Source organism: Massilia putida, from assembly GCF_001941825.1.
GTDB lineage: Bacteria > Pseudomonadota > Gammaproteobacteria > Burkholderiales > Burkholderiaceae_D > Telluria > Telluria putida.
Genome location: NZ_CP019038.1, coordinates 5,889,088 through 5,901,174 on the forward strand (window position 1 = coordinate 5,889,088; position 12,087 = coordinate 5,901,174).

Sequence of the window (12,087 nt, forward strand, 5' to 3'; positions counted from 1 at the left end):
CCCCATGCGACTCGCACACCTCCACACCGGCACCAAGATCATCGGCGCCTTTGCCGTGGTGTCCCTAGCCATCGTCATCATTTCCATCGTCGCGCTGTGGCGCATGCAGGCCGCCGACGCCATCACGAACGACCTCGTCAACAATAAACTCGCCCGCCAGCAGATGACGGCCGAGTTGCTGGGCTTGACGCGCCTGAACGGTGCGCGGGCCGTGGCCATCGCCCGCAGTGACAGTCTCGAAGCCGCCGACTACTTCCAGAACATGCTCACGCAGGGGGACAAGAACGCGACCGCCCTGGAGTCGAAACTGGGTGCGCTGCCGTCCGTGGCGGAGGAACGCGCGCTGATCGACGCCGTCGCGCAGCGCAAGGCCGCTTACCTGAAAGTACGCCAGCAAGTCTTCCAGGCCAAGGACCTCGGCAAGACGCAGGAAGTCGAACAGTTGGCGGCCGGCGACCTGGCCGCCACCTTCGACGCCTACACCCGCGCCCTCGACGCGCTGCTGGCCTGGCAGACCCGCGAAGCCCACGCGATGGCCGCCACGTCCGCGCAGGCGTTCGCCTTGAGCCGCGTGCTGCTGCCCGCGTTCGGCGCGGCCGCCTTGCTGATCGGTTGCGCGGCCGGCTGGCTGCTCACGCGCAGCATCGTCACGCCGCTGCAGGATGCCGTGGCGCTCGCCGAGCGCGTTGCGAAAGGCGATCTTTCCGCCACCATCGCCCATGACCGCGGCGACGAGATCGGCCGCCTGTTCGATGCACTGAACCATATGACGGGTGGGGTGTCGGCCACCGTCGTCCAAGTGCTCGACAGCGCCAGGATGATCGACGGCGCATCGGCCGAGATCGCGGCCGGCAACCGCGACCTGTCGCACCGGACGGAAGAGCAGGCCCGCAGCCTGCATGCGACCGTGCAGGCGATGGCCGACCTGACCGAGGCGGTCGAACAGAACCACGTCAACGCGCACGACGCCAACGAGCTCGCGCTGGCCGCATCCGGTGTGGCGAAAGAGGGCGCCGGCGCCGTCGAGCAGATGGTCGCGCGCATGGAGACGATCCGCCAGTCGGCCGCGCGCATCGGCGACATCACCGCGATGATCGACGGCATCGCGTTCCAGACGAATATCCTGGCCTTGAATGCGGCCGTCGAGGCGGCGCGCGCCGGCGAGCAGGGACGCGGCTTCGCCGTCGTCGCCGGCGAGGTGCGCAATCTGGCCCAACATTCGGCGGCGGCCGCCAAGGAAATCAAGAACCTCATCGGCGAATCGACGGGCGCCATCGAATCCGGTGCCGGCATCGCCAGCGCGGCGGGCGGCACGATGCGCGAGATCCTCGGCCGCGTGCAGCAGGTGGCCGATCTGCTGCATGCGATCGACGGCGCCAGCTCGGAACAGGCAGCCGGCATCGCCCGCGTGCGCCGCGTCATCGCCGACATGGACGAGGCGACCCAGCAGAATGCCGCCATGGTCGAACAGGCGGCGGCCGCGGCGGCAACGCTGCGCGCGCAGGCGGAGGAGCTGACGGGCGTCGTGTCCACGTTCCGCGTGCGGGGCGACCAGGCGGAACCTCACGTGCTGGTGGCGGAAGACGAGGGCGCGCATGGGCGCGGCCTGGCGCTGCCGGCGCCGGCGTATGCCTGATCAGTCAACGTTTGTTCGACCGTCGTCCCCGGGCAGGCGGGGACCCATGCTGAGTCACGGAAGTCGCTGTCCTGGAAGCATTGCGCGTACTCGGCAGGCCGACTCCGGAAGCCCAGCATGGGCTCCCGCCTGCGCGGGAGCGACGTTCTAACTCAGATCGCCGCCAGCGAACTCAAATCCCCGCCGGCGAACTCAGATCGCCGCCAGCGCCCGCGCCAGATCCGCCCGCTGATCCTCCACGTGCTCGATCCCGACGGATAACCGGATCAACCCGTCTCCGATCCCGAGCCGCGCCCGCTGGTCCGCCGGAATGGTCGCATGCGTCATGATGGCCGGGTGCTCGATCAGGCTCTCGACGCCGCCGAGGCTTTCGGCCAGGGTGAACACCTCGCACTGTTCGAGGAAGCGGCGGGCGCCGGCGAGGTCGGTGTCGAGGTCGATGGAGATGATGCCGCCGTAGCCGTGCATCTGGCGCCGCGCCAGCTCGTGCTGCGGATGCGACGCGAGGCCAGGGTAGTAGACGTGCCGCACTTTCGGCTGGCCTTGCAGCCACTGCGCCAGGTCGAGCGCGTTGCCGTTGCTGCGTTCGACGCGCAACGCCAGCGTCTTGATCCCGCGGAGCACGAGGAAGCTGTCGAACGGGCCCTGGATGGCGCCGACGGCATTCTGGATGAAGCCGAGGCGTTCGCGCCACGCCTGCTGGTGCGGCTGGCCGCCGACGACGGCGATGCCGCCGATGACGTCCGAGTGGCCGTTCATGTACTTGGTCGTCGAGTGCACGACGATGTCGATGCCCAGTTCCAGCGGGCGCTGGTTGACGGGGCTCGCGAACGTGTTGTCGCACACCGTCATCACGCCGCGCTCGCGGCACAGTTGCGCGATCGCGTGCAGGTCGGCGAGCTTAAGCATCGGGTTCGTCGGCGTTTCCACCCACACCATCTTCGTGTCGGGCCGCAGTGCGTTGGCGAGCGCCAGCGGGTCGGTCAGGTCGACGTAGGTGAAGTCGTGCCCGGCGCTCGCGCGGCGCACGCGTTCGAACAGCCGGTACGTGCCGCCGTACATGTCGTCGCCGGCCACGATGTGCGAACCGGCCGGCAGCAGTTCCAGCACGGCCGCGATGGCCGCGAGGCCGGACGCGAACGCGTACGCGGCGCCGCCGCTTTCGATGTCGGCCACGCAGCGTTCCAGCGCCCAGCGCGTGGGGTTGTGCGAGCGGCCGTAGTCCAGGCCCTTGTGCACGCCGGGGCTTTCCTGGGCAAAGGTCGACGTCGCGTAAATGGGCGGCATCACGGCGCCGGTCGTTGGGTCGGGTGCCTGGCCGCCGTGGATGACGCGGGTGGCGATATGGCGTTTATTTGTATCGTCTGAGTGGCTCACGTCAGCGTCCTGCGCAGGTGGTTGAGAAGGTCGAAGCGGGTGATCAGCCCGTAGAAGCGGTCGCCGTCGACGATGACGGCCGTGAGGCCGCGGTCGAGGATGTCGCGCAGCTGTTGCATGCTGGCGGAGGGCGCCAGCGTCTGCAGATCGGACGTCATCGTACCCGAGACGGGGGCCTTGAAGCGCTCGCGCTCACTGGTCACGTGCAAGAGCAGGTCGGATTCGTCGATCAGGCCCACGAGCTTGCCCTTGTCGATGACGGGTAACTGGGCGAGGTCGGCGCTGCGCATGCGGTTGAACGCGGTCAGCAGCGTGTCGGACGGAGACACGGTGATGACTTCGCCGTCGTCGAAGCGGCGGCCGATCAAGTCGCGCAGGTCGCCGGTGCTGGGACGATGCAGCAGACCCTGGTCGACCATCCAGCCGTCGCTGTACACCTTGGTCAGATAGCGCGTGCCGGTGTCGCAGACGAAGGTCACGACGCGCTTGGGCGTCGTCTGCGCCCGGCACCAGCGCAGCGCGGCCGCGAGCAGGGTGCCCGTCGACGAGCCGGCCAGGATGCCTTCCTGGCGCAGCAGCGCGCGCGCCGTGTTGAAGCTTTCCTCGTCCGAGATGGAATACGCCGTTGTGACGCGCGACATGTCGGCGATGGACGGGATGAAGTCCTCGCCGATGCCTTCGACGGCCCAGGAGCCGGAGACGTCGCTGACGTTACCGGTCTTGACGTAGTCGGCCAGGATCGACCCCTGCGGATCGGCCAGCACGAATTCCAGGTCCGGCTGCACGCGCGCGAAAAAGCGCGACAGGCCGGTGAGCGTGCCGGACGAGCCCACGCCCACGACGATGGCATCCAGCTCGTGGCGCATCTGGTCCCAGATCTCGGGCGCGGTGGTGGTCTCGTGCGCGGTCGGGTTCGCGGGATTGTTGAACTGGTCGGCGAACCAGGCGCCGGGGATCTCGCGCGCGATCCGCGCCGCGAGATCCTGGTAGTACTCGGGATGCCCCTTGCCGACGTCGGAACGGGTGAGGTGGATCTCGGCGCCGAGGGCTTTCAGGTGCAGGATTTTTTCGGAGGCCATCTTGTCCGGCACGACGAGCACGACGCGATAGCCCTTGATGCGCGCGACGAGGGCCAGGCCGAGCCCCGTATTGCCGGCCGTCGCTTCGACGACGGTGCCGCCCGGCTGCAGGCGGCCGTCGCGTTCCGCGGCCTCGATCATGGCGCGGCCGACGCGGTCCTTGATGGAGCCGCCGGGGTTCTGGGATTCGAGCTTGAGGAACAGGCGGCAGGGGCCCGTGTCCATGCGGGTGACTTCGACCATCGGGGTGTTGCCGATCAGGGAAAACAGTGCAGCTTGCGACAAGTCTTGCATATTGCCTCCGTGAGAACGGGCCGGCGCGGGCCTTGTGGGCGCGCGTGCGGGAAAGCTGGCACCGATCGGGTACCAGGCCGTAGTAAAAAAATAATAATACGGTTTTTCAGGCGTGTGTGCGTTGGGCCATATTAAAACGGATAGACGCCCCGTCTAAAACGGATATCTCGTCGTTCCCGCGCAAGCGGGAAACCATAATGCGTGTCGGGATTCGGTGCCGTAAAAGGGCTGTAGCGTTTCCAGGAGATTGACTCCGGCGGTTCAGCATGGGTTCCCGCCTTCGCGGGAACGACGTTGTTCTAGGTATCGTTTCGGCTAATTGCCCGCCTTCAATCTCCGCCACAACGTCGTCCGGCTGATCCCCAGGTAGCGCGCGGCCGCGTCGCGCTGGCCGTCGAAGCGCGCCAGCACGTCGGCCACGGTTTCCCGCGCCGGCACGTCGGCCGCGGTTTCCCTCGCCAGCACGTCGGCCACGGTTTCCCGCGCCGGCGCCGGTGCCGCGGCAGGAGGAACGGCAGGCAGCGTGCCCAGTTCCGGTGCCACGGTCAGCAGGAAGGCCGGCGTCAGCGCCTGCAGCGGCTCGGCCGCGAGGAACAGCGCGAGACGTTCCATCAGGTTGCGCAGTTCGCGCACATTGCCTGGCCAGGCATAGGCTTGCAACAGCGGGGCGCACGCCGCGATCTCCGCCGCCAGGTTCGGATGCGGCCGCGCGCTCAGCGCCGCCAGGGCGTTCTTGAGTGCCCATTCGGCCAGCGGCGGGACGTCCGCGCGGCGTTCGCGCAGCGGGGGCAGGGCCAAGCGCAGCACGGCCAGGCGGTAGAACAGGTCGGCGCGGAACCGCCCCTCGCGCACGCGCGCTTCCAGGTCGCAGTGCGTGGCGCTGATCACGCGCACGTCGATGGGCACCGGGCGCGTGCCGCCCACGCGCATCACTTCGCGCTCTTCGAGCACGCGCAACAGGCGCGTCTGCAGCGCGAGCGGCATCTCGCCGATCTCGTCGAGGAACAGGGTGCCGCCGTCGGCCGCCTCGAACAGGCCCGCGTGGCCGCCGCGCCGTGCACCCGTGAACGCGCCTTCCTCGTGGCCGAACAGTTCCGATTCCAGCAGCGACTCGGCGATCGCGCCGCAGTTGACGGCGACGAACGGCCGGTTCGCGCCGCGCCGCGGGCTCTCGCGGTGGATGGCCTGGGCGACGAGTTCCTTGCCGCTGCCCGTTTCGCCCTGGATGAGCACCGTCGCCGGCGAGCGCGCGTACAGCACGACGGTCTGGCGCAGGCGTTCCATCGCGGCCGATTCGCCGCGCAGGTCGGCGAGGCCGCGGCGCGCGCGGCGGCTGTCGGCGGCGGCCACGCGCCGTCCACGGCCGCTTTCGAGCCGGGTCAGACGCGCCATCTCGAGGGCGTCGTCGAACGCGCGCCGGATCGATTCGAGCGAGTACACGAACACGGGCTTGAGGCCCGCTTCCTCGGCCAGGTCGACGATCAGGCCGGCGCCGACGATCACCTCGACGCCGGCCGCCTTCAGTTCGGCGATGCTGGCGCGGGCGTCGTCCTCCGTGACGTAGGTGCGCTGTTCGATGGGGAGGCCGAACGTCGCCGTGAACTCGGCCAGTTCCGCCAGCGGACGCTGGTACTGCACGAGACCCACGCGCGTCGACATGCGCCGCGCGCGTGCCAGGGCCTGCATGACGTCGAAGCCGCTGGCCGTCGCGACGACGACGGGTACCGACACACGGCCCTTGAGGTAGGCCGCATTGGAACCGGCCGCGATCACGACGTCGCAGTGTTCCGTCGCCATGCGCTCGCGGATGTGGCGCGCGGCCTCGTCGAAGCCCAGGTGCAGCGGCTCGATCTGGGCCAGGTGGTCGTATTCGGGGGTGATGTGGCGGAACAGGTCGGACAGGCGCGACACCGACACCGTCCAGATGACGGGCTTGCCGGCGCCCTGGTCCGGCGCGGGCGCGGGGCGGGTGGGGTAACTCATGTTGCAAGTGTAACCGAACTTGCAACCGGCGTTTCAACTCGGTTTCACGCTGAAACGGTTGGGCGCAAACATTTCCGCATGTCGTAAGAATCGGGTAAGGCGGCCCACTTAGGATCGATATCAGCCCGTCAACCTGAACGGCGTATGACTAGAAGAGATGATTGGAGACAAAAGTGGAAGATGAAATTGTCCAGAGGGTCAAAAGCGACCCCAATTACCAGAAGCTCGTCCGGACCCGCTCCCGCTACGGCTGGATGCTGACCTGGGCCGTGATGATCGTGTACTACGGCTTCACCTTGCTGAACGCGTTCGACAAGGAATTCATGGGCTCGAAGATCGGCGCCGGCGTCATGTCCTGGGGCGTGCCGCTCGGCTTGTTCGTGATCCTGTTCACCGTCGTGGTCACGGGCATCTACGTGCGCCGCGCCAACAACGAATTCGACGCGCTGACCGAGGCCATCCAGCGCAACGCCGCCGCCGGCAAGGAAAAGGTACGCGCATGAAGACGACAACCCTCATCCGCAGTGCCGCCGCCGCGGCCCTGCTCGCCGCCACCGGCGCCGTCCTCGCCGCGCCCGACCTGGGCCAGGCCACCAAGCAGCCCACCAACTGGACCGCGATCACGATGTTCGCCGTGTTCGTGATCTTCACCCTGTTCATCACCAAGTGGGCCGCCAAGCGCACCCGCTCGGCCTCCGACTTCTACACGGCCGGCGGCGGCATCACCGGCTTCCAGAACGGCCTGGCGATCGCCGGCGACTACATGTCGGCCGCCTCGTTCCTGGGCATTTCCGCCGCCGTGTTCGCGAACGGCTTCGACGGCCTGATCTATGCGATTGGCTTCCTCGTCGGCTGGCCCGTCATCACGTTCCTGATGGCCGAGCGCCTGCGCAACCTGGGCCGCTTCACGTTCGCCGACGTGGCCGCCTACCGCTTCGCGCAGAAGCCGGTGCGCTCGTTCGCGGCATCGGGGACGCTGGTCACCGTGCTGTTCTACCTGATCGCGCAGATGGTCGGCGCCGGCCAGCTGATCAAGCTGCTGTTCGGCCTGGACTACTGGATCGCCGTCGTCATCGTCGGCGCGCTGATGATGATCTACGTGCTGTTCGGCGGCATGACCGCGACCACCTGGGTGCAGATCATCAAGGCCGTGATGCTGCTGGGCGGCGCCTCGTTCATGGCGTTCTCCGTGCTGGCCATGTACAACTTCAGCCCGGAAGCGCTGTTCGCCAAGGCCGTCGAAGTGCACGCTACCCACGACAAGATCATGGGCCCGGGCGGCTTCATCAAGGACCCGATCTCCGGCATCTCGTTCGGCATGGCGCTGATGTTCGGCACGGCCGGCTTGCCGCACATCCTGATGCGCTTCTTCACGGTCCCGAGCGCCAAGGAAGCGCGCAAGTCCGTGCTGTGGGCCACCACCTGGATCGGCTACTTCTACATCCTGACCTTCATCATCGGCTTCGGCGCGATCGTGCTGGTCGGTACGAACCCGGCGTTCAAGGACGCTGCCGGCAAACTGCTGGGCGGTAACAACATGGCGGCCGTGCACCTCGCGAACGCCGTCGGCGGCGACGTCTTCCTCGGCTTCATCTCGGCCGTGGCCTTCGCGACCATCCTGGCCGTCGTGGCCGGCCTGACCCTGTCCGGCGCCTCGGCCGTGTCGCACGACCTGTACGCCACCGTCATCAAGAAGGGCCAGCCGGCCCCGGGCAGCGAACTGCGCGTGTCGAAGATCACCACGGTCATCCTGGGCATCATCGCCGTGCTGCTGGGTATCGTGTTCGAGAAGATCAACGTGGCCTTCATGGTCTCGCTGGCCTTCGCCATCGCCGCCTCGGCCAACTTCCCGGTGCTGTTCATGTCCGTCCTGTGGAGCAAGTGCACCACCCGCGGCGCGACCGTGGGCGGCTTCCTGGGCCTGGCCACCGCGTTCATCCTGACCGTGCTGTCGAAGTCCGTGTGGGTCGACGTGTTCCATAACGCGTCCGCCATCTTCCCGTACACGTCGCCGGCACTGTTCTCGATGACCGTCGGCTTCGTCGGCATCTGGCTGTTCTCGATCACCGACAACAGCCCGCGTGCCGCGATCGACAAGGCCGGCTTCGAAGCACAGGAAGTGCGTTCGGAGACCGGTATCGGCGCCTCCGGCGCGACGGCACACTGATCGAACCTCGATCCGCGAAACCCGCACGCGCCCGCGTGCGGGTTTTTTCGTTTACGGCGCCACGTCCCCGGCTTTTTCCGCGAACGGCCGCGCGTAACGCACCAGCGAGACCAGCGTCTTGCCCGGCTCCTCGTTGAAGATCTCGTGCGCCGAGTTCTCGAACCAGTTGTTTCGACGGCGCCTTCACCTTCGCGAACCACTCGGCCGCCGCGGACGCCGACACGTTGTAGTCGTGGCGCCCGTTGAAGATGACGATGGGGCAGGAGAAGGTCGTATAGACGCTGAAGTCCTGCGACAGCACGTCCGTCAGCATGCGGCTGCTCGAAAATTCCGTGGCGTCCCAGATCGTGCGCAGGTCGGCGTCCGTATATTCCGGCGCCAGCTTGACGGCATTCGATTCCGCGTCGGAGCCTGTTCTACCGTACACGGCGCCGCCGTAGCGCGCGAGCCATTTGCGCTGCAGGTATAAATCCTTGAGCACGAGCGGCTTGCCCGGCGCGGCATACGGCGCGATCGATGCCAGTTCGCGGATGGCTTCCCGGTTGCCTTCCCGTTGCGCCGCATCCATCGTGAACCGCCAGCCGCGGCGCTCGCTCTCCATGCCGTCGGTGATCTGGCCGATGCCGATGTAGGCGTGCAGCCAATCCGGATGGCGCTGCGCCAGCTGGATGCCGAGCGACGACCCCCACGAGTGGCCGAGCACGAAAATGCGGTCCTTGCCGAATTCCTTGCGCAGAAACGCCACCATCTCTTCGGCATCGAGCAGCATGCGCGCCCGCGTCATCGTCGGCGCCACCTTGGCCGGATCGTTGGCCGTATAGGTCTTGCCGGCGCCGCGCTGGTCCCATTGCACGACCGTGAAATACTCTTCCCAGCCGCGCTGGAAGTACCAGCTCGTCGGCATCGAGACATACCCCGGGCCGCCGTGCAGCATCAGCAGCACGGGGTTGCGCCGGTCCGTGCCGCGCACGCTGATCCACTGTTCGATGCCGCCGATGCGTACCGCGCGTGTCTCTTCGATGCCTTGCGGCGTGACGATGCGGCGCATGTCGGCGATGATGTTGACCGCGTCCGCGCGGCTGTCCGGCCCGGCGGCGCCGGCGAGCGTGGTGATGGACAGGCCGGCCAGCAGCGCGGCGCATAGCCTGGTTGAGCGTTTGAACATGGTTCCCCTTGTCGTGATCGATGCGGTCGCGCGCAGTCTGTTCAATTTCAGAGGATGTGTCAATCGTTTCATCCAATGTTTCATATTGAAACGCCGTGCAACGCGCCGTGGACTGCCGCGCTTGCCCCGTACGCCCAAGTGCTTGAAAATCCAGGCTGTCCGCGCCCGCGAGCGATTGGCACGGTCTTTGCAATGCATGAGCCATATTCATCAGACCCGCTACAGAAAGGTAAGGACATGAGCCAACAATCCGCCGGCGCCAAATTCCGCCAGGCCGTCCAGGAAGAACATCCGCTGCAGGTGATCGGCGCCATCAACGCCAACCATGCGCTGCTGGCCAAGCGGGCCGGCTACCGCGCCATCTACCTGTCCGGCGGCGGCGTCGCGGCCGGATCCCTGGGCTTGCCGGACCTCGGCATCTCGGGCCTCGAAGACGTGCTGATCGACGTGCGCCGCATCACCGACGTGTGCGACCTGCCGCTGCTCGTCGACATCGACACCGGTTTCGGTTCCTCGGCCTTCAACGTCGCGCGCACGGTCCGCTCGCTGATCAAGGCCGGCGCCGGCGCCTGCCACATCGAGGACCAGGTCGGCGCCAAGCGCTGCGGCCACCGTCCCGGCAAGGAGATCGTCAGCCAGGGCGAGATGGTCGACCGCGTGAAGGCCGCCGTCGACGCGCGCACGGACGACCAGTTCGTGATCATGGCGCGTACCGATGCGCTGGCCGTCGAAGGCCTCGACAAGGCCGTGGAACGCGCGGTCGCCTGCGTGGAGGCGGGCGCCGACATGATCTTCCCGGAAGCCATCACGAGCCTGGAGATGTACGCGCAATTCAAGAAGGCGGTCAAGGTGCCGATCCTCGCCAACATCACGGAATTCGGCGCGACGCCGCTGTTCACCGTGGACGAGCTGCGCGGCGCCGACGTCGACATCGTCCTGTACCCGCTGTCCGCGTTCCGCGCAATGAACAAGGCCGCCGAAAACGTCTATGAGGCCATCCGCCGCGACGGCACGCAGAAGAACGTCGTCGACACGATGCAGACCCGCGCCGAACTGTACGAGCGCATCGATTACCACAGCTACGAACAGAAGCTCGACGCGCTGTTCGCCCAGAACAAAGCCAAATAACAAAACGAGGAGACCAAGATGACCGACGTGAAGACCGACACCCCAACCTTCAAACCGAAAAAATCCGTTGCGCTGTCCGGCGTCGCCGCCGGCAATACCGCGCTGTGCTCCGTGGGCCGCTCCGGCAACGACCTGCACTACCGCGGCTACGACATCCTGGACGTCGCCGACAACAGCGAGTTCGAGGAAATCGCCTACCTGCTCGTGCACGGCAAGCTGCCGAACGAGGCGGAACTGCGCGGCTACAAGGCCAAGCTGAAATCGCTGCGCGGCCTGCCGCAGTCGGTGAAAGCGGCGCTGGAGGCGCTGCCGGCCGGCGCGCATCCGATGGACGTGATGCGTACCGGAGTCTCCGTCCTCGGCTGCGTGCTGCCGGAAAAGGACGACCACAACATCGCCGGCGCGCGCGACATCGCCGACCGCCTGATGGCGTCGTTCGGCTCGATGCTGCTGTACTGGTATCACTACAGCCATAACGGCAAGCGTATCGACGTGGAGACCGACGACGACTCGATCGGCGGCCACTTCCTGCATCTGCTGCACGGCACGAAGCCGTCGGACGAGTGGGTCAAGGCGATGCACACGTCGCTGATCCTGTACGCGGAGCACGAGTTCAACGCGTCGACGTTCACCGCGCGCGTCGTCGCCGGCACCGGTTCCGACATCTATTCCGCGATCACGGGCGCGATCGGCGCGCTGCGCGGTCCGAAGCACGGCGGCGCCAACGAAGCCGCGTTCGACATCCAGAAGCGCTACGAGAACGCGGACGAAGCGGAAGCCGACATTCGCAACCGCGTGGCGAACAAGGAAGTCGTCATCGGCTTCGGCCACCCGGTCTACACGATCTCCGACCCGCGCAACAAGGTGATCAAGGAAGTGGCGCGCACGCTGTCGCAAAGCGCGGGCTCGATGAAGATGTTCGACATCGCCGAGCGCCTCGAATCCGTGATGTGGGAAGTCAAAAAGATGTTCCCGAACCTCGACTGGTTCTCGGCCGTGTCGTACCACATGATGGGCGTGCCGACGGCGATGTTCACGCCGCTGTTCGTCATCTCGCGCACGTCGGGCTGGTCGGCCCACGTGATCGAGCAGCGCATCGACAACAAGATCATCCGCCCGAGCGCGAACTACGTCGGGCCGGAAGACCTGCAGTTCGTGCCGCTGGCCGAGCGTAAATAAGAGGCACGAGGCCTTCAGATAAGAGAGACGAGGTCTTCAAATCGTCATTCCCGCTTGCGCGGGAATGACGCCGGGAGGC

At 66.8% G+C, this 12,087-nt stretch carries 9 protein-coding genes; 5 read left to right on the top strand and 4 right to left on the bottom strand.

Features of this window, described 5'->3' with window-relative positions; genetic code table 11:
• Positions 1-4 precede the first annotated feature (4 nt).
• Entirely contained in the window at positions 5-1,636 is a 1,632-nt protein-coding gene (locus BVG12_RS28445) for a methyl-accepting chemotaxis protein (protein WP_075795335.1), read from the top strand.
• A gap of 192 nt (positions 1,637-1,828) precedes the next feature.
• On the opposite strand, the gene BVG12_RS28450 is transcribed toward BVG12_RS28445, so the two are convergent.
• The 3 genes from BVG12_RS28450 to prpR all read right to left on the bottom strand — a co-directional run bounded on the left by BVG12_RS28450 (position 1,829) and on the right by prpR (position 6,369).
• On the bottom strand, positions 1,829-3,013 hold the full coding sequence (locus BVG12_RS28450; protein ID WP_075795336.1) for a trans-sulfuration enzyme family protein: 1,185 nt from the start codon (positions 3,011-3,013) through the stop codon (positions 1,829-1,831).
• Entirely contained in the window at positions 3,010-4,386 is a 1,377-nt protein-coding gene (locus BVG12_RS28455) for a pyridoxal-phosphate dependent enzyme (protein WP_075795337.1), read from the bottom strand. The genes BVG12_RS28450 and BVG12_RS28455 overlap by 4 nt, the downstream gene beginning before the upstream one ends.
• Before the next feature lie 315 nt (positions 4,387-4,701).
• A complete protein-coding gene (prpR, locus tag BVG12_RS28460) occupies positions 4,702-6,369 on the bottom strand; it encodes a propionate catabolism operon regulatory protein PrpR (protein WP_075795338.1) in 1,668 nt (555 codons plus the stop codon).
• A 173-nt stretch (positions 6,370-6,542) separates the two neighbouring features.
• Here prpR and BVG12_RS28465 point away from each other — a divergent pair, with 173 nt between their 5' ends.
• Together BVG12_RS28465 and BVG12_RS28470 are read left to right on the top strand one after the other, a co-directional pair.
• Entirely contained in the window at positions 6,543-6,872 is a 330-nt protein-coding gene (locus BVG12_RS28465; protein ID WP_075795339.1) for a DUF485 domain-containing protein, read from the top strand.
• Entirely contained in the window at positions 6,869-8,536 is a 1,668-nt protein-coding gene (locus BVG12_RS28470) for a cation acetate symporter (RefSeq protein ID WP_075795340.1), read from the top strand. Before BVG12_RS28465 ends, BVG12_RS28470 begins: the two co-directional genes overlap by 4 nt.
• Here the strand turns inward: BVG12_RS28470 and BVG12_RS28475 are convergent.
• Positions 8,433-9,701, bottom strand: coding sequence for an alpha/beta hydrolase (locus BVG12_RS28475; protein ID WP_218921034.1), 1,269 nt, complete (start codon positions 9,699-9,701; stop codon positions 8,433-8,435). The two genes, BVG12_RS28470 and BVG12_RS28475, sit on opposite strands and share 104 nt — an antisense overlap.
• Positions 9,702-9,938: 237 nt before the next feature.
• On the opposite strand from BVG12_RS28475, the gene prpB reads away from it, so the two are divergent.
• Positions 9,939-10,829, top strand: coding sequence for a methylisocitrate lyase (gene prpB / locus BVG12_RS28480; RefSeq protein WP_075795341.1), 891 nt, complete (start codon positions 9,939-9,941; stop codon positions 10,827-10,829).
• Positions 10,830-10,847: 18 nt separating this feature from the next.
• A complete protein-coding gene (gene prpC, locus BVG12_RS28485; RefSeq protein WP_075795342.1) occupies positions 10,848-12,008 on the top strand; it encodes a bifunctional 2-methylcitrate synthase/citrate synthase in 1,161 nt (386 codons plus the stop codon).
• Positions 12,009-12,087: the final 79 nt, after the last annotated feature.

Bases quoted from the DNA above. Each gene is read 5' to 3' on its own strand.
- BVG12_RS28445 (WP_075795335.1), top strand. From the start codon at position 5: ATGCGACTCGCACACCTCCACACCGGCACCAAGATCATCGGCGCCTTT.
- prpC (WP_075795342.1), top strand. From the start codon at position 10,848: ATGACCGACGTGAAGACCGACACCCCAACCTTCAAACCGAAAAAATCC.
- prpR (WP_075795338.1), bottom strand. From the start codon at position 6,369: ATGAGTTACCCCACCCGCCCCGCGCCCGCGCCGGACCAGGGCGCCGGC.
- BVG12_RS28475 (WP_218921034.1), bottom strand. From the start codon at position 9,701: ATGTTCAAACGCTCAACCAGGCTATGCGCCGCGCTGCTGGCCGGCCTG.
- BVG12_RS28455 (WP_075795337.1), bottom strand. From the start codon at position 4,386: ATGCAAGACTTGTCGCAAGCTGCACTGTTTTCCCTGATCGGCAACACC.
- BVG12_RS28470 (WP_075795340.1), top strand. From the start codon at position 6,869: ATGAAGACGACAACCCTCATCCGCAGTGCCGCCGCCGCGGCCCTGCTC.
- prpB (WP_075795341.1), top strand. From the start codon at position 9,939: ATGAGCCAACAATCCGCCGGCGCCAAATTCCGCCAGGCCGTCCAGGAA.